At 70.3% G+C, this 17,860-nt stretch carries 12 protein-coding genes and 1 pseudogene; 3 read left to right on the plus strand and 10 right to left on the minus strand.

Going from position 1 to position 17,860, the window contains the following annotated elements:
- Positions 1 to 49: 49 nt before the first annotated feature.
- The 7 genes and pseudogenes from ABZ642_RS26965 to ABZ642_RS26995 all read right to left on the minus strand — a co-directional run.
- Positions 50 to 2,041, minus strand: a complete 1,992-nt coding sequence (locus ABZ642_RS26965) for an Ig-like domain repeat protein (protein WP_360489021.1) — start codon at positions 2,039 to 2,041, stop codon at positions 50 to 52.
- A gap of 144 nt (positions 2,042 to 2,185) precedes the next feature.
- Positions 2,186 to 4,783, minus strand: a complete 2,598-nt coding sequence (locus ABZ642_RS26970) for a hypothetical protein (protein WP_360489022.1) — start codon at positions 4,781 to 4,783, stop codon at positions 2,186 to 2,188.
- Positions 4,780 to 6,492: a phosphate ABC transporter substrate-binding protein PstS gene (gene pstS, locus ABZ642_RS26975; RefSeq protein WP_360489023.1), complete on the minus strand. Its 1,713-nt coding sequence runs from the start codon at positions 6,490 to 6,492 to the stop codon at positions 4,780 to 4,782. The genes ABZ642_RS26970 and pstS overlap by 4 nt, the downstream gene beginning before the upstream one ends.
- Positions 6,492 to 7,847, minus strand: a complete 1,356-nt coding sequence (pstA, locus tag ABZ642_RS26980; protein WP_360489024.1) for a phosphate ABC transporter permease PstA — start codon at positions 7,845 to 7,847, stop codon at positions 6,492 to 6,494. The genes pstS and pstA overlap by 1 nt, the downstream gene beginning before the upstream one ends.
- A 2-nt stretch (positions 7,848 to 7,849) precedes the next feature.
- A complete protein-coding gene (pstC, locus tag ABZ642_RS26985) occupies positions 7,850 to 8,824 on the minus strand; it encodes a phosphate ABC transporter permease subunit PstC (protein WP_360489025.1) in 975 nt (324 codons plus the stop codon).
- A 262-nt stretch (positions 8,825 to 9,086) separates the two neighbouring features.
- Positions 9,087 to 9,749 carry a hypothetical protein gene (locus tag ABZ642_RS26990; RefSeq protein ID WP_360489026.1) on the minus strand — a complete coding sequence of 221 codons (663 nt, stop codon included), beginning with the start codon at positions 9,747 to 9,749 and terminating at the stop codon, positions 9,087 to 9,089.
- Positions 9,750 to 9,947: 198 nt separating this feature from the next.
- Positions 9,948 to 10,208 (minus strand): annotated as a pseudogene (locus tag ABZ642_RS26995) (transposase); the annotation flags it as partial.
- A gap of 299 nt (positions 10,209 to 10,507) precedes the next feature.
- Here ABZ642_RS26995 and ABZ642_RS27000 point away from each other — a divergent pair.
- The 3 genes from ABZ642_RS27000 to ABZ642_RS27010 all read left to right on the plus strand — a co-directional run bounded on the left by ABZ642_RS27000 (position 10,508) and on the right by ABZ642_RS27010 (position 14,245).
- A complete protein-coding gene (locus ABZ642_RS27000) occupies positions 10,508 to 11,554 on the plus strand; it encodes a cytochrome c oxidase assembly protein (RefSeq protein WP_360489027.1) in 1,047 nt (348 codons plus the stop codon).
- 116 nt (positions 11,555 to 11,670) lie between these two features.
- Positions 11,671 to 13,335 (plus strand): phospholipid carrier-dependent glycosyltransferase, encoded by a 1,665-nt coding sequence (locus ABZ642_RS27005; RefSeq protein WP_360489028.1) that lies wholly within the window; start codon positions 11,671 to 11,673, stop codon positions 13,333 to 13,335.
- A gap of 121 nt (positions 13,336 to 13,456) precedes the next feature.
- Positions 13,457 to 14,245 (plus strand): SAM-dependent methyltransferase, encoded by a 789-nt coding sequence (locus ABZ642_RS27010; protein ID WP_360489029.1) that lies wholly within the window; start codon positions 13,457 to 13,459, stop codon positions 14,243 to 14,245.
- 195 nt (positions 14,246 to 14,440) lie between these two features.
- Here the strand turns inward: ABZ642_RS27010 and ABZ642_RS27015 are convergent, their stop codons facing one another.
- From ABZ642_RS27015 to ABZ642_RS27025, 3 genes are read right to left on the minus strand one after another with little or no spacing between them, the layout of a single operon-like run.
- Entirely contained in the window at positions 14,441 to 15,379 is a 939-nt protein-coding gene (locus tag ABZ642_RS27015) for a carbohydrate ABC transporter permease (protein WP_360489030.1), read from the minus strand.
- Positions 15,376 to 16,515 (minus strand): sugar ABC transporter permease, encoded by a 1,140-nt coding sequence (locus ABZ642_RS27020; RefSeq protein WP_360489031.1) that lies wholly within the window; start codon positions 16,513 to 16,515, stop codon positions 15,376 to 15,378. Before ABZ642_RS27020 ends, ABZ642_RS27015 begins: the two co-directional genes overlap by 4 nt.
- Before the next feature lie 33 nt (positions 16,516 to 16,548).
- The gene (locus ABZ642_RS27025) at positions 16,549 to 17,793 is read right to left on the minus strand and encodes an extracellular solute-binding protein (RefSeq protein ID WP_360489032.1); all 1,245 of its coding nucleotides are present in this window, start codon (positions 17,791 to 17,793) and stop codon (positions 16,549 to 16,551) included.
- Positions 17,794 to 17,860: the final 67 nt, after the last annotated feature.

Raw genomic sequence — 17,860 nt, forward strand, 5'->3', positions numbered from 1 at the left:
GTGCGGGGCCGCCGGGAGCCGCATGGCTCCCGGCGGGCCCGTCAGGGGGTTACTTGGAGGTGATGGTGAAGTTGGCGCCGGTCTTCGAGTTCACGGTCGAGGAACCGACGTAGAAGGCGTGCAGGGTGTGCTTGCCCTTGGCCAGCTTCGGCAGGGTGATGGTGACCTTGCCGCCGCTCAGGGTGCCGGTGGCGATCACCTTGGAGCCCTGGTAGACGCGGACGGTGCCGCCCGGGGTGGTGCCGGTCGCGGTGACCTTGACGGTGACCTTGCCCTTGGCGGTGTGGCTCACCGAGGTGGGGTGCGAGGTGGAGACCGCCGCCGTCGCCTTGGTGATCTTCAGGGAGACGGTCGTGGCGGACGCGTTGAGCTTGGAGGTGCCCGGGTAGGACACCGACAGCGAGTGCGTGGCGACCTTGAGGTGGTTCGACAGGCTGACGCTGACCTTGCCCGACGAGTCCAGGGTGCCGGTGCCGACGACCGTGGTGCCGTCCTTGACGGTGACCTTGCCGGTCGGCTTCACGCCGTGCGTGCCGGTGACGGTGACGGAGACCTTCGGGGTCTTGCCGTAGGCGGTGGTGGCGGTGGTGGCCTTGGTGGTGCTGGCGTACTTGACGGCACCGGTCCAGGTGGCCGCCGCGCCCGTGCCGTTCAGGTTGTCGGCGGTGACGGTGGCGGTGTAGGTGCCGGTCGCGAGACCGGTGAAGGAGTACGACCGGGTGGTGGCCGAGACGTCCTTGACGGCGACGAGGCCGCCGTCCGCGTCGGTCAGCGTGATCCGGTAGTCCGTGACCGGCAGGGCCGGGACGGTGGCGTTCGGGGTCCAGGTGAGCTTGACGCTCGCGTCGCCGACCGTGCTCTTCACGGCGGGCGCGTTCGGCACCGAGGAGTCGAAGGTGCCGCCCTCCTCCAGGCCGCCGAGCTTGGCGTGCTTGGCGACGGAGATGGAGCCGTTGTAGGACTCGTTGACGAAGCCGAACTTGGCGATGACCGACTCGGCGGCGTCCGACGCCAGCTGCGCGGTGTGGCTGCCGCTGGTGACGAAGACGTCGTACACGTCCTTGTCGAAGAAGATGCTCGTGGTGTCGATCGCCCGGCTCGGCACGACGTTGTAGACGTCACGGCCGAACGTCGAGTTCTCGTAGTAGGCGTTGACCGGGGCCAGCTTGCCGTTCACCGTGGTGATCGGGCTGGTGGCGCCGTCGTCGCCGGGCAGCTGCACGGAGGCCAGGTGACCGCCGGCGGCGGCCGCCGTCTTGCTGTAGTCGGGGGCGACGCCGTTGTTCTGGGCGATCCAGGAACCGACGGAGAAGGGGACGAGCGCGCCGTCCTCGGTGAGGGCCGGGTTGGCCTGGTTCTCCTGGACGACGGTGACGTTCGCGGCGACGTCGCCGTCGGCCACGCCGATCGCGTTCAGGAAGAACTTGCGGGTGCCGGAGTTCTGCTGCGGGATCTTCGGGTGCACGGTCTGGCCGTTCACCACGGTCAGGCGGCCGATGTAGATGTCGTGCAGCTGCTGCACGGTCAGGGTGTCCAGGGCCGAGCCCTTGACGGCGACACCGACGGCGTCACGGGCGAACGGGATGTAGGTGAGCGCGGTGCCGGAGTTGGACGGACCGCCGGAGGAGCGGGCGAAGTCGACCTGGCCCTTGACCGAGGCACCGGAGGCGTCCAGGTCGCCGGTCAGCGACTGGCTCAGGGCGGTGCGACCGGCGCCGGAGCCGTTCGGGCGCAGGAAGGTGGTGCCGCCGGAGCGGGTGGTGATCTTGGTGCCGGTGGCGCCGGTGCCGGGCTCGATCGCGTCGTACGACGCGATGCGCGCGCCGTTCGTCGACTTCACGGCGGTGGCGGAGTAGCTGGTGCTGTTGACGGTGTCGCCGGCCAGGGCGTTGAGGACGTCCTGGGTGGTGTCCGAGCCCACGCCGACCAGCTGGCGGAAGGCACTGGCGTCGGGGTCGGCGACCGCCGGGCTGGCGAGGGCGATGCCGCCGGCCACCACGGCCGCGGCGACGAACGCCGCCTGAGAGCGCAGTCTGCGCATCGAGAGTCTCCTGACGAGAACTAGCTGGCTGGGGTGTTGCCAGAGGGATCTGGCAGGGTGGTACGGGCCGTCCGCCCCGACTGCCTTTCGGGGCGGGCGGCCGTCTGTGGGGAGTACTCGACTCCGGTGGGGGGCAGCGCCCCTTCAGGGGCGCGGGGAACTGCGCGACCAGCCACGACGCATCCGTAGACGACGTACTGCCGTGGTCACGGAAGCAATCGACAGCTGCCGACCGCCGGCAAAGGGCGCGCCCACTCCGGCAACGGCCCCGAGCGCGGCCCCGACCGGCACCGCGTAGCGCAGCGGATTCGCGGGGTCGGCCGGGGTGTTGCCGGCCGCGGTGGTCTGCAGTGCCTCGCCGCCGCCGAACGAGGCCTTGGCGCTCGGCGAGGCACTCGCGCCACCGGCCGGCGCGCCCGTACCGGCGCCGCCGGTCGTGCCGCCGGTGTTTCCGGCGTCACCGGGGGCGCCGCCCCCGCTCGTGTCGGTGCCGCCGCCGTCCGCCGGGCCGCTGCCGCCGCCGGTGGCGGGGCCGGTGTAGTCGATCAGGGCGTTCGCCGCCCTGACGGTCTCGGCGCGCAGCTTCGTGGAGAGCGGGGCGTACCCGGCGGGCAGCCTGCCCGGTTCGGAGCCCGGCGTCTGACCGGTGGCCGAGGCGTAGCGCAGCAGGGCCGCGTAGTCCTGGCGGGCGGCCTTGCTCACCTTGCCGGGCCGCACCGCCGCGTACACCAGCTCGGTCAGCGGGTAGGCGCCCTTGGCCGTGGCGTTCGCCGGGGTGACCTCGGCGACACCGGAGCCGGTGGCGGTCGCGGCGGCCGCGGTCAGGGCCGCCGACGTCGGGGCGACGTACTTGCCTGCGGTGTTCTTCAGCTCGGCGGTCTGGAGGCTGTAGCGGGCGGCGGAGGCCGCGTCCGTGATCGTGATGACGAAGCGCGAACCGACCAGCTGCGGACCGGAGTTCTTGTACGCGGGCGGGCTGGCCAGACCGTCCCACGTGGACTTCCACAGGGTGTCCGCGCGCCGGGTGTGCAGGGCGCCGGAGTGCATGTCGTCCACGTAGGGGTGGTAGTCGATCATGCACTGCTTGTTCGTGTCCGGTGCGCCGGAGCCGGGCGGGACCGTGCACCACGGGTCGCTCTTCGGGTAGTCGTCGGCGTTCGACGCGTCGAAGGCGGCGCCGGTCGGGTTCAGGTCCGCGTTGGTGCCGTAGTACGGGTTGACTCGCATGCCGTCGTCGTCGGGGACACCGGCGAGGAACTGCCGGGCGTCCTTGTCGGCGAGGATCCACTGCCACACCGCGCGGGCGGTGTCGGAGTGGCCGATCGAGGTGACCAGGTCGGTGTCGGTGGACGGCGTCTCGGCGACCGACAGGTAGGCGAACTCCGGGTTCAGGGCGATGAACTCGGGGTCCGTGGTGAGGCCGGCCGGGTTGTTCTTCGCCCAGCCGTAGCCCTTGGCCGCCTTGCCGCTGATGACCGAACCCCAGGTGGAACTGCGGTACGACTCGGTGAGCAGCTTGGCGACCAGACGGGGATCGAGCTTGATGGACTCGACCTTGGTGCCCGCGAGCTTCTTGATGCTGTCCGGTGCGTCGGACGCGGGTCTGCGTTCGATCGTGAACCCGATGACGGCTCCGGAGAGCGCGACCGGCGCGTACGTCGTCGTACCCGGGGGTGCCGGCGCGGCCGGGTCCGCGCCCAGTTTCCGGGTGGTGAAGGCGAGCCCCGACGTGCCGTCGGCGATCAGCCGGGACCGGGTGTCCGGCTCGCCGAGTTCGGTGTAGCTGTACACCTTGCCGACCGAGCAGAGCTGGGCCTGCCAGCTGGTCATCGCCTCCGCCGCCAGCTCACTGCCGGTGGTGGGACGTTCGTCGGCGCCCAGGGCGCAGTTGTTCCCGACGCTGTTGAAGTCCAGTTCGACCGCGATCCGGTTCTTCCAGTTGGTGGAGGAGACCGGGGACCCCGCGTTGACCTGGCTCTGGTCCGCGTACGGCTTGCCGTCCAGGTCCAGATGGCCCTGCGGGACGATCACCAGCCAGCAGGAGCGGGGTTTGGTGACGCCGTCGGTGCTGACCGGGACACCGCAGCCCAGGTGGGGTGCCTCGTTGGCGGTCTGGACCTCGAAGAACTCCTTGCCGGTGCCGTCGGAGCCGGTCCGGCCGAAGTCGATCTCGTTGGTGGTGTTGTAGCTGTACAGCGCGTTGTTCTGGGTGTTCGTGGTGATCGTGGTGCCGTCGACCGACTTGAAGGGGACCTCGCCGCCGGCGTTCGGGTTGGCGGCGCCGTACCGGTTGTCCTGGCCGTAGTTCGTGGGGTCGGCGCTGTAGAACACCTGCCGGGTGTCGTCCTGGCCGTTGCCCGGCCAGGTGGTGCGACTGGTGGTGGGCGAGGCGCCGTACTGGCACTGGGTGCGCGCCGGGCCGGGATTCGACGGGACCGTCCCGTCGTCGTCGCCCCAGCACTGCATGATCTGCACGAAGTCGGTGTTGAACTGCGTGCCCGCGAAGGTGGTCGGGGTGCCGCCGGACCAGCTGACCGTGACGGCCTGGCTGGTGAGGGCCTTGGTCTGGCTGACCGTGAACTTCATGTCCTTGAACTCACCGCGTCCGGAGACGGTCACGGCGGAGCCGGTGGCCGCGGCGGCGGTGGGGGCGGTCTGGGCGACCGCGAGTCCGGCGAGGGCGCCGACGGTGGCACCGGCGAGGAGCCGTATCAGCGCGTTGCGTATCCGGGTGCGTCTCATCGCGAACTCCCGTCTTCGGAGCGGCTGTTGACGTTGCCGCCGTTGCCGTTGGCCTTGCTGCCGACCAGCCGGGAGACCAGCGAGGGCAGCAGAAGCAGGCCGAAGACAAGGACCGCGGCCAGCAGCATCAGCGTCTGGGTGGCGGTCCAGCCGTGCCCGGTGGCCACGGCGACCGGCTGGGCGAGGGCGACGGTGCCGCCGGCGGTCGTACCGCCGGCCGAGGCGGTGCCGCCGGAGCCGGTGCCGTCCGGGGAGATGGTCTGGCCGGTGTCGGGGTCGACGGAGGGCGTGGCGCTGCTGCCCCCCGCGGAGCCTCCGCCGGCGCCGCCGGTGCCGGTCGCGCCGCCGGAGCCGGTGCCGCCGCTGCCGCCGGAGGTCCCGCCGCCGTTGTCGCCGGTGCCCGCCTTGGTGCCGCCGGTGCCCGTGGTGCAGGGCGCGGCGCCCTTCTTGTCACAGGCGGCGGGGTAGGGCGCGGTCTGGGCGAGCCGGTTCTGCCCGCCGGCCGTGAAGGTCGGGTTGTTGCAGTTCTTGATGTTGATGTTCCGCGCCTGCACACCCGGGATCCGGCGGATCTGGTCGAAGCCGGCCTGCACGAGGTTGATCGGGAGTGGCGAGTAGCCGAGCTTCGGTGCCTGTTGCTGTCCCTGGCACATGAAGTAGTACGAGAACGCGCCGAGCGTCTTGCCCTTGGCCTTGGTGAAGGTGCCCTGCACCTTCAGCGGCAGGATCATGTACGAGTAGCTGGACAGCGGGTAGTTGCGCCGGTCGGAGTCGTTGTAGACGCCGTCGAGCTGCTGGGTGAGGTAGTCCGCCGAGCTCTTGTTGGTGTTGATCTTCGCCTTGAGGAGCGAGACCGCCACGTTCTGCGGGGTGGGCTCGGTGTAGTAGCCCGCGTGGTTCAGGACCTTGGCGACCGGGTAGTGCGCGTTGAGCGCGTACGAGTAGTTGACGTACCCGATCGCGCCCTCGCCGTAGTTCTGGGCGACGTAACCGGCGACACCGAGGTCACCGGACTGGGCGATCATGCCGGAGACGGTGGGGTAGTACGAGGTCTGGCCGCAGGACCCGGACCGGCCGACCTTCGCGCAGTACGCGTTCCACAGCGACTTGTGCTGGTTCGCCATCCACATCGTGAACTGGGCGGTGGAGCCGGAGCCGTCGGAGCGGACCACCGGGACGATGGTGCGGTGCGGCAGCTGGAGGCCGGGGTTGTCGGCCTTGATCACCGGGTCGTCCCAGGTCTTGATGACCCCGGTGAAGATCTTGGTGACCACGTCTCCGGAGAGGCGGAGGTTGGTGACCCGCTTGCCGTTGACGGTGAGGTGGTACATGAAGACGGTGCCGCCGGCCACGATCGGCATGTAGGCGTACGACCCGGAGGCCGGGCGTTCGGCCGCGCTGCCGTCGGTGGGGTTCGTCTGGAAGGGGATGTCGGAGACGGCGAAGTCGACGGTGCCGGAGAGGAACTGGCGGCGGCCGTCGGAGGAGCCGGTGCCGGCGTAGCTGATCCGCATGCCGTACTGGTTGACGGCGCGACGCCATTCGTCGACGGCGTTCTCGGCCCAGGTGGAGCCGGCGCCGGCGATGGGGGTGTAGCTGTCGGCGGACGCGCTCTGCGCGATGCCGATGACGGTGAGAGGGCTCAGGATGCTGAGAAGCGCGGCGAGGATGCCCAGCCGTCTCAGGGTGTTGATGACAGGGCTGGACATCAGTGACGGTCTCCGTCCGTGGGGCCGTGTTCGGTCTCGTTGTCGGGTGCGGGTGGGTGGGGGCTGGTCGCGCCGTTCCCCGCGCCCCTGGGTTCGTTGCTCTCGCCCGAGTTGTCACGGTTCTCGGTCTCGAACAACTCCGGTCCCGGCGTGTGGAGTTCCGCGAATCTCTGCGCATCCCTCCGCGAAGCCCGCGTCGCCCTCTTCGCCTGCCGCTTGTTCTGGTGGCCGGGGCCGCGGCCGCCGATCACCCGGGCGATCGTGAAGAGGACCAGGACCAGGGCCATCAGGACCGCCGCCGAGCCGAAACCGCGGGCGATCATCGTCGGCTCGGGGGACTTGACGAAGTTGAAGACGGCGAGGGGGAGGGAGACCATCGGGCCGCTCGTCGGGTCGGCGTTGAGCGCCGCCGTGAAGCCCGCCGTGAGCAGGACCGGGGAGGTCTCGCCGATGCCGCGGGCCGTGCCGAGGATGACGGCGGTGGCGAGACCGGAGCGAGCCGTCGGCAGGACCACGTGCCACACCGTCCGCCAGCGCGGGGCGCCGAGGGCCTCCGACGCCTCCGTCAGGTTGCCCGGCACCAGGCGCAGCACCACGTCCGCCGCGCGGATCACGATCGGCAGCATCATCACGCTGATCGCGAAGCCCGCCGCCAGACCCGACTTCTGCATGCCGAGGCCGAGGATCCAGACCGCGTACACCATCAGACCGGCCACGATCGACGGCAGCGCGGTCATCGCCTCGACGATCGTACGGACGAACCGCGAGAAGCGGCCGCGGATCTGGTTGAGGTACACCGCGCAGGCCAGCCCCAGCGGGACCGTGATCGCCAGCGCGATGGCGATCATGATGAGCGAGCCGAGCATGGCGTGCGCGATGCCGCCGTGGGTCAGCGGGTCGAGCGGGCCCGCCGCCTGCATGTCCTGGGTGAAGAAGTTGCCGTGCGGCAGGGCCTCCCGGCCGCGCCACGCGGTGAAGCCGACGACCATGGCGAGCGCGAAGAACATCAGCCCGCCCGCGGTCCACAGGACGACGGTCATCACCCGGTCCCGTACCGCCTGCCCGTCCTCCTCAAGGCCTGTCAACACCGCGTAGACACCTACGAATGAAAGGTATGCGGTGACGAAGAACCCCAATGCCCCGGAGAACGGCGCGAGTTCACCGAAGAGCAGGACGGCGGTGCACAGCCCGGAGGCGGCCGCGCCGAACAGCGACAGCACCCCGGAGCGGGTGAACCCGCCGATCCGGCGCGGAATGTCGGGGAGCTCGGCGACGGCGTCGTTCGGGATGCCGTCGGCGGGCACGTCCCGGGGGGCGTCCTGCGGAACGTTCTTCTCAAGGTCTACGACGGTCATCGTCACGCCTCGCTCTGCGCGCCGGACCGTGACCGCGCCACGATCGAGGAGGCGGTGAAGTTGACCGCCAGGGTGAGCAGGAACAGCGCCAGGCCCGCGGCCATCAGCGCCGACATGCCGAAGGTGGAGGCATCGCCGTAGTGCAGGGCGATGAGGGAGGAGACCGAGTTCGAACCGGTCTGCAGGATGTGCGGCTGGATCACGAAGACCGGGGAGATGATCAGGTAGACCGCGATGGTCTCGCCGAGCGCCCGGCCCAGGCCCAGCATGGTGCCGCCGATGATCCCGCCCATCCCGTACGGCAGTACGACCGCGCGGATCATGCCCCAGCGGGTGGCGCCGAGCGCGTAGGCGCCCTCGCGTTCACCGGCCGGTGCCTGGGCGAACACCTCGCGCATCACCGAGCACTGGATCGGCGCGACCATCAGGGCGACGACGATTCCGGCGACGAAGGTGGAGGCGGTGTAGACGCTCTGGGAGGCCAGGGGTTCGCCCGGCTGGACACCGTCGACGTGCAGGAACGGGATCCACCCGAACCAGTCCGACAGCCAGCGGGAGAGCCCGATCACGTGCTGCTGGAGGAAGAACAGCCCCCACAGGCCGTAGACCACGGAGGGCACCGCGGCCATCAGGTCCACCATCGTGACGAGCGTGCGGCGCAGGGGCCGGGGCGCCACGTCCGAGATGAACAGGGCGGTGCCGATGGCCAGCGGCACGCTGATGGTGACGGCGACGGCGGCGATGAGCAGCGTGCCGGTGAGCACGGCCGCGATGCCGAACCTGTGCACGTCCGGCTGCCATTCGGCGGTCGTCAGGAAGGCCCAGACGCCTCTGGCCCGCAGTGCCTGCCCGGCCCGGAGCAGCAGGAACAGCCCTACGGCGGCCATGATGGCGAGGACGATGCCGCCCGTGGCCGTCAACTGGTACCGGAACATCCGGTCCCCGAGCCCCCGGGCGGCGGACAGCCGCCTGGGCACGGGTCTTTCGGATTCCGCCCCGGCGGAACCCTCAAGTGCGGACACCACTGTGCCCCCCCTATACGAAACGATTCTCCCCACACGGCCCCGAATGGGGTGCCGCGCGGGGAGAGTCAATGGCCGGTTCCTTGCGCACCAGCGCGTCGAATATGGAGGACAGGTGAACTGTTCATGCCATTTCAGTGGGGGAGATGTGGGCGCCTGTGTACTGGAGGGTCGGGCGGGGCGACACCGGCGGGGCGGTACGCGGGCGTGGCCCGGCTCAGTGGTGGGCGGCGTTGTCCAGGATGCGTTTGACGGCGTCCTCGTTTCGGCCGAGCACCGCCTTCTCCAGGCTGTGGTCGTCGTGCCGGGAGAACCGCTCGCCCTCGGCGACGTCCTCCTTGCTCAGTACCCGTCCGCACCACTCGCCCTGGTCGCCGGTGTGGTCGTCGAAGGGCACGGCCGCGCCCTCGCCGAGGACCACCCAGCCGCCCTCGCGCCAGCGCAGGGCGAGCAGATAGGTGTGTCCGACCTGGAGCCGGGGCGCGTCGGTGGCCGGCTGCGCCACCCGGGTGCCGCTGGACCGGTAGACCTCCCAGCCCGGCGCGACCATGTCGAAGTCCGACCCGACGGCGCGGCGGGGTGAGCTGCGGGACCACAGGCGGCTCTCGGTCCGGAAGCTCACCAGCCGGTCCATCGCGTACGCGATCGACCCCTTGCTGTAGTTCCGCCGGTTGGTCTCCTCTTCCCGGGTCGGGCTGGCGACGACGACATGATCGGCGTACGACACCCAGTCCCGCGCGGTCTGCGACGGATAGAGGTCCCCCGAGGTCCCGCACCCGGCCACCGACTCCAGCCCCGGTCTGCCGACCAGCACCCCGGCGACGACCCCGACGGCGGCCAGAACCGCGGCGACGGGCCGCGCCGGCACACGCCGGGGCATGACAGATCGTTCCCCCATGATGAAAACGCCCCCCAGTGCGTAAAACCAGTCCCTGCGGAGCCGGACCCGGTCAAGATCCGTAACCGCGATGATCACCCTAGGCACGGTCCGGCGAAAGTGAACAAGGATCACCCCTCGTCCGGCACAGAACTGTGACGCGGGGCGGCCCGCCGGGCGTGTCACACGCAACCGTTCCTGGAGACTGAGCGGGAGTGAGTCCTGTTGCCAGGATTCGTGCTCAGCCGGACGCCCCGGACGGTGTTGGGCGTTCTGGTCGACCGCGTTCGCGCCGCGTCCGGGCGGCACGGATCGTGTCCGTGGTCCGGGGATGCGGGGGCGGTGCCCCTCACGGCCTGGGGCCACCGAACTGGCCTGGACGGTCCGATGCCCGCACCCATCGCTCTGGTGGGTGCGGGGCGGTGCCGTCCGACGCCGGATCGGGTGCCCCAGGGCGCGTCTTCATTCCGTCACCCACCCAACGACCACCACCGAGTGAGGTCACGCATTCGAGACAGGAAACTTCGTTCCCCACCCGGCGCGTGCGCCCGCCACCGCCCGGAGACTCACTCATTCGTGCCAGAACGCGCTCACCTACCGTCGATCACCACCTGTTCACAACCCCGCTGCGAGCGCCGGGCGGGCCGGGTATAGCGTCGCGCAGTGGGTCTGACCTGACCCGTTTCGTCCCGGGCCGTAGGGCCGCAGGGCCGCAGGGCCGTAGGACCGAGGGACCCAAAGACCCGAGGAGGGTGAGCGGGATGAGCGCGATGGCCGAGCTGACCGCGGGCCGGCTGCTGACGTCGTGGCAGCTGGACGTACCGGCGCTGCTGCTGGTCGTGGTGCTGGGCGGGCTGTACGGCTGGGGCGTGCTGCGGGTACGCGCCAAGGGCGAGCCCTGGTCACCGGCCCGCACCGCCGCCTTCACGGTCCTGGGTCTGGGCGCGCTGGTGGTGGCGACGATGTCGGCCCTCGCCGTCTACGACCATGTGCTGTTCTGGCCGGCCGCCGTCCAGAACATCCTGCTCGACCTCGTCGCGCCGCTGGGCCTGGCGCTGGGCGACCCGCTCCGTCTCGCGGTGCAGGCGCTCCCGGAGCGCGCGGCGGCACGGCTCCGCCGCACGATGACCGGCCGGGTGCTCCGCCTCCTGACCTTCCCCCTGGTCAGCACGGGGCTGGTGCTCGCCACCGAGCTGACCGTCTACTTCACCCCGTACTTCGGTACCGCCCTGCGGGTGGGCTGGCTGCACGAGCTGATGTACCTGCACCTGCTGGCGGCGGGCTGCCTGTTCGTCGTACCGGTGCTGACCCGGGAGGAGACCCTCCCCGCCTGGTGCACCCACCCGGTCCGGGCGGGCCTGGTCTTCCTGGACGGCGTGATCGACGCGATCCCGGGCGTGGTCGTCATGACGCACGGCACGCTGATCGCCGGTGCCTGGTATCTGCACCACCACCCGTCCTGGTCCCCGGACGTCCGGCAAGACCAGCAGATCGGCGGCGGCGCGATGCTGAGCATCGCCGAGCTGGTCGCGCTGCCGTTCCTGCTGATGATCCTGTTCCAGTGGGCGCGGGCGGAACGGGTGCAGACGGCGGCCCTGGACCGCCACCTGGACCAGCAGCAGGCCGCCGCAGCGGTCGCCGTCTCCACTCCATCCACCGCGTCCACCGCCTCTGCTCTGTCGACCCCGTCCACCCCGTCCGCCCAGCCCGCCGCGTCCGCCGAACGGGTCCGTCCCTGGTGGGAGACGGAGAAGAACGAGGTGGCCGCCAGAATCCGCCGCCAGCACGGCGAGCACGGCGAGCAGTGACTGCGATGCGGGTGACTGTGATGCAGGAGTGACAGCAGAGGTGCTCGGAACTGCAACCCCGGTGGGGGAAAACGCGTCCAACTGACGTGGCTCAGTTGCTCGATGAAATGGACGCGATGGAACACCCCCGGGCTCGCCGGATCGCGGGGTGGGCTCCCGGCCGTCCACCCGTCGATGTCCGGGAGCGACTTGTCCCGCCGTTTCCGGAACCGTCCCCCCGCCTGGGGGCGCTCGTCGGGCTCGCGCCCGCGGCGGCGGGCCGCGTCGCGAGGGCGATGGAGTGGCTGGGGCCGGTGCTGGTCGCCGTACTCGCGGGGGCGATCCGGTTCTGGCGGCTCGGCCGGCCGCGGGAGATCGTCTTCGACGAGACCTACTACGCCAAGGACGCCTGGTCACTGCTGCACCTCGGCTACGAGGGCACCTGGCCGGACCGCAAGATCGCCGACCCGCAGATCCTCGCCCACCCGCAGATGATCCCGCTCTCCGACGCGGGCTCCTTCGTCGCGCACCCGCCGACCGGCAAGTGGGTGATCGCCCTGGGCGAGGGGCTGTTCGGCCTCACCCCGTTCGGCTGGCGCTTCATGACCGCGCTCCTGGGCACCCTGTCCGTCCTGATGCTGTGCCGGATCGGGCGCCGCCTGTTCCGGTCCACCTTCCTGGGCTGTCTGGCCGGCGCGCTGCTGGCGATGGACGGCCTGCATGTGGTGATGAGCCGTACCGCGCTGCTGGACCTCGTCGTGATGGTCTTCGCCCTGGCCGCGTTCGGCTGCCTGCTGGTCGACCGGGATTGGGCGCGGGCCCGGCTCGCGGCGGCACTGCCGGCCGGCGCGGACGGCCGGATACGGCCGGACGGCGACACCGGTGACCGTGCGGGAACGGGCTGGCGGCCCTGGCGGCTCGCCGCCGGTCTCTTCCTGGGCCTGGCCGCCTCCACCAAATGGAACGGCCTCTACTTCCTGGTCTTCTTCATGGTCCTGACCGTGCTGTGGGACGTCGGCGCGCGCCGGGTGGCCGGGGCCCGCCACCCGTACCGGGCGGTGCTGCGCAGGGACCTCGGCCCCTCGCTGCTCTCCCTCGCGCCGGTCGCCGTCGCGACCTACCTGGTGACCTGGACCGGCTGGTTCCTGTCCGACGACGGCTGGGGGCGCCACTGGGCGGACGGCCGCGGCGGCACCTGGTCGTGGATACCGGCCCCGCTGCGCAGCCTGTGGCACTACGAGTACCTGGTGTACCAGTTCAACGTGGGGCTGCACACACCCCACAAGTACCAGTCGAATCCCTGGAGTTGGCTGGTCCTCGGCCGCCCCGTGCTGTTCTCCTACGACTCGCCGGAACCCGGCGAGGACGGCTGCCACGCGGCGTCCGCCTGCACCCGGACGGTCCTCGCCCTGGGCACGCCGGTCCTGTGGTGGGCCGCGTGCTGCGCCCTGGTCTATCTGCTCCACCGCTGGGCACTGCGCCGCGACTGGCGGGCCGGCGCCGTGCTGTGCGCGGTCGGCGGCGGCTATCTGCCGTGGTTCCTGTACCAGGACCGTACGGTCTTCTCCTTCTACGCCGTCGTCTTCGTGCCCTACCTGTGCCTGGCCGTGACGATGATGATCGGAGCCATGCTGGGACCGCCGGGCGCGACGGAACGGCGGCGGCGGACGGGCGTGGTGGCCGCGGGCGTACTGGTCCTGCTCATCGCCTGGAACTTCGTCTACTTCTTCCCGATCTACACCGGCCAGACCATCCCGTACTCCGGCTGGCAGGCCAGGATGTGGCTCGACAGCTGGGTCTGAGGGCCGGGAGACGCGCATGCCCTGCGCTTCCCAAGTCGGCCCCTGTGCAAGGCAGATGAGAAGCCCGAGTACGATCACCGCGAACTCGCTCTGTACTTCTCACCGGCGCGATGGAGTTGCCATGACGACCGACCCTCAGCCGTCTCCGTCGATCGACACCGGCAGGGCACACCCTGCACGGGTCTACGACTGGCTGCTCGGCGGCAAGGACAACTACCCGGTCGACGAGGCGGTCGGTGAGAAGCTGCCGCCCGAGGCGAGGGACGCCGCCCGGCAGAACCGTCAGTTCATGCACCGGGCTGCCGCGTGGCTCGCCACTCAGGGCGTCGACCAGTTCCTGGACATAGGCACCGGAATCCCCACCGAGCCGAATCTCCACCAGATCGTGCAGAACGTCGTGCCGTCGGCCAAGGTCGTCTACACCGACAACGACCCGATCGTCCTGCGGCACGCGGAGGCGCTGCTGATCAGCCGCCCCGAGGGGGAGACCGACTACATCCAGGCGGACGTGCGCGACCCCGAGGCGATCGTCCGGCACGCCCGGCACATCCTGGACTTCGACCGCCCGGTCGCGCTGTCGCTCATCGCGCTGATGCACTTCATCAGCGACGAGCAGGGCGCCCACGACATAGTCCGTGCCCTGGTCGACACGCTGCCCTCGGGCAGCCACCTGATCCTGTCGCACGCCGCGTCCGACCTGTTCCCGGACCTCGTCGAACAGGTGGTCGCCGAGTACGCCAGGGGCGGCATCCAGCTCGCCTTCCGCACCCGTCCGGAAGTGGAGCGGTTCTTCGACGGCATGGATCTCGTGTCACCCGGCCTGGTGATGGCGACGGAGTGGTCCCCCGCCGCCCCGGCCCAGGAACCGGAGGGCAGCGGCATCTACGCGGGCGTGGCCCGCATCCGCTGAACCAGCGCGCAGTTCACGCACGCACGGACCGTCGCCGGCCATGACAGCCTGCGGAGCGCCGGTAGGACCAGGACTCGTCCCGGCACGGCGCGAAGAAACAGGAAGCCACGGATCCCCGCCCGAACCCTGTGCCGCGTAGCGGCACAGTAACGGACGAGAAGGCCAGAATCCTCGGGCTCCAGCCCGAGGAGCAAGTCAATCCTTGACCGCTCCGGCGTTCGCGTCCTGCACGAAGTAGCGCTGGAAGCAGAAGAACAGGGCCGCGACGGGGAGGGTGGACAGCAGGGCCGCCGCCAGTTTCAGGGGGTACTGGGTGCCGCCGCCCAGGCCGCCGGAGACCAGACGGGCGAGGCCGGTGGTGAGGGTCTCGTACTGGCTGGACTGGGTGGCCACGAGGAAGTGGGTGAACTCGTTCCACGAGCCCTGGAAGGACAGGATCGTGAGGGTGAGCAGGGCGGGGCGGGCCATGGGCAGGACGATCGACCAGAAGATGCGGAAGACTCCGGCGCCGTCGACGCGTGCGGCTTCCTCCACTTCGCGGGGGATCGACTCGAAGAACTGCTTCATGATGAAGATGCCGGCCGCGTCCACCATCAGCGGCAGGATCATGCCGGTGTAGGTGTCGAAGAGTCCGAGCGTGTTGAGGACCAGGAACCTCGGGATCAGCAGGGCCACGCCGGGCACCGCCATGACAGCGAGGACGAAGCCGAACAGCACGGCGCGGCCCCGGAATCGAAGCCGGGCCAGCGCGTACCCCGCCATCGAGTCGAAGAGGACCCGTCCCGCGGTGACCACTACCGCGATGAACGTCGAGTTGCCCAGCCAGCGCAGGAACGGCACGCCCTCGCCGGCCTTGCTGAGTCCGAACAGGCGCTGGTAGGCGGCGGTTGTCGGGGTGGTGGGGAGCAGGCCGAGGGGGTGGGCCGCCGCGTCCGGGTCCGTCTTGAATCCGGTCACGAGCTGGATCACGAACGGCATGAGGTACAGCAGACCGACCGCCACCACGGCCGTGTATCCGAGGACCCGTAGCGCCGGCGGGAAGCGGCCGAGTACGGGAAGCCCTCGTGACCGGGCCTTCGCCGGGACCGGCACGGACTCGACCTTCGTCCGGACCGGCGTGGACTTGGCGGTCATCGCTTCCTCCGGGGGCGGTGGGCGCCGCGCTCGCGGAGCGCGAGGCGTTGCAGGGCGGTCATGGTCAGGATCAGGGCGAGCAGGAGGAACGCGATGGCCGCGCCCTGCCCGTAGTTGGCGTCGTCGAAGGCGGTCGAGTACGACAGGAAGGCCGGGGTGAGGGTGGTGTTGCCGGGGGCGCCCTGGCTCATGACGTACACCTGGTCGAAGACCTGCCAGGTGGAGATCAGGCCGAGGGTGAGGACGAGGAAGAGGACGGGCCGCAGGGCGGGCAGCGTCACGTGGCGCAGCATCTGGAAGCGGTTGACGCCCTCGATGGCGGCCGACTCCTCCAGTTCCCGGGGGATGTTCTGGAGCGCCGCGAGGAAGATCAGCATGAAGGTGCCGGAGGTCGTCCACACCGCGAGCAGGATGATCGTGCACATCGCGACGGACGGTCCGGACAGCCAGTCGAACCAGGACAGCCCCATGAAGGAGTGCTGGGCCAGGGCGCCCGAGGGCTTGTCGGGGTCGACGAGGCCGAGGCCGCCGAGCAGGAGGGAGAGGACCCCGCGCGGGTCGTTGAACCAGTTCGGGCCCTTCAACCCGAGCCAGGACAGCAGGGTGTTGACCGCGCCGCTGCCCTGGAACAGGAAGAGGAAGACCGTGGAGACCGCGATCGAGCTGGTCACCGAGGGGAAGAAGAACACGGTGCGCAGGGCGCTACGGCCGCGCAGCATCCGCTGGTTGACGATCAGCGCCAGGCCCAGCGCCAGGACGGTCTGGAGCGGCACGGTCAGCAGCACGTAGTAGAGGTTGTTGCGCAGGGCGGTGGCGAACAGGGTGCGGTCGAGGCCGTTCTGGGTGAGCAGGGCCCGGTAGTTGTCGAGGCCGACGAACTCGGCGTGCCCGCTGAACGGGTTGGACTGGCCGTCCCAGTGCAGCAGGCTGACCCACAGGGCCATCAGGATCGGCAGGACCAGGAAGAGGCCCAGGACGATCACCATGGGGCTGACGAACAGCCAGCCCCAGGTCCCTTCGCCACGGCGCCCCACACGCGGGGCGGGCCTGGTGCGGGGCGCCGCGGCCGGGCCGGACCCGCCGGGCGCGTCAGGTGCGCCCTGCAGGTCGGCCGTCTGGAAGGTGCCGCCTGTCACCGTAGGTGTGGTGTCACGGGGAGGCATGGCGGCTCAGTCGCCCTTCGTCAGGGCCTGTTCGCCGTTGCTCTGCAGGTCGGCGAGGATCTTCTTCGGATCGGTGGTGGTCAGCGCCGCGAGCTCGGTGTTGAACTGGGTGAGGACCTTGTCGAAGCCGGCGATGGTCACCGGACCCTGCGCGTAGGCGCTGCCGTCCACCCAGGCCCTGGCGGAAGGATTCTCCTTCGCGTACTCGGCCTGGGCGCTGGTGCGGGACGGCATCACGCCGAAGGCGGCGGCGTTCTTCACCTGCTCCGCGCTGGTGGTGAGGTACTTGACCAGGTCCACGGCCGCGGCCCGGTGGGCGCTGTCCTGGGCCACGCCCCAGCACTGGCTGAAGGCGAGCGTGCCCTTGCCGGACGGGCCGGCGGGCAGCGGGACCACCTTGTACTTCACGTTCGGGTAGTCGGCCTTCATGCCGCCGGTGAGCCAGTTGCCCTCGACGGTCATGGCGGCCTTGCCGGTGCCGAGGGCCTCGCCGCCCCAGTTGGTGTCGACCTGCTTGGCGAACTTCAGCGAACCCGACTTCAGCAGGGACTGCACGTAGGAGAGAGCCTGGGCGTTCTGCGTGCTGTCGGCGGTCATCTTCGTCTGGTCGGCGTCGGTGATCCAGCCGCCTGCCTGCTTCATGAAGACGCCGAGCCGCGCGTACTCACCGTTGACGACCAGCCCGGTGACCTTGCCGGAGGTCAGCTTGGCCGAGACCGTCTTCAGCTGGGCCCAGGTGGTCGGGTAGTCCTTGTCGGTCAGCCCGGCCTTCTTCCACAGGTCCGTGTTGATCGCGAGGCCGAGCGTGGAGGTGTCCTTGGGCAGGCACACCAGCTTCCCGTCGTACGTGAACGAGGTCCGCAGCTGCGCGGAGAAGTCGTCCGCGTCCTCGACCTGGTCGCCGTACGGGTAAAGGGAGCCGGCCTTGGCGTAGTTGGCGAACTGGTCGGAGTTGACGTAGAAGGCGTCCGGCGGCTTGTGCCCGGCGAAGGACTGGGCGAGCTGCTGGTTGATGTCCTTGGCGACGTCCACGGTCACCGTGTTGCCGGACTCCTTCGCGTACGCGGCCGCCGCGTCCTTGACGGCCTTGGTCTCCGCGTCGCCGGAGCTGGCTATCAGCACGGTCAGGTGCTGCTTGGAACTGCTGTCCTGGGCTGTCTTGTCGCCGCTGTCGAAACTCGACGAGCAGCCGGTGGCGGCCAGCAGCACCGCGCAGGTGACGAGGGCCGTGGCGGCCGGACGGTTGACCATGGAAATCCTCCGATGGTTACGGGTGTTGCGTGCGGCTCCACCCGGTCGACGCGGGGACGCGGGCCCG

The sequence above is a fragment of the Streptomyces sp. NPDC007157 genome, from assembly GCF_040634235.1.
In the GTDB taxonomy this organism is placed as follows: domain Bacteria; phylum Actinomycetota; class Actinomycetes; order Streptomycetales; family Streptomycetaceae; genus Streptomyces.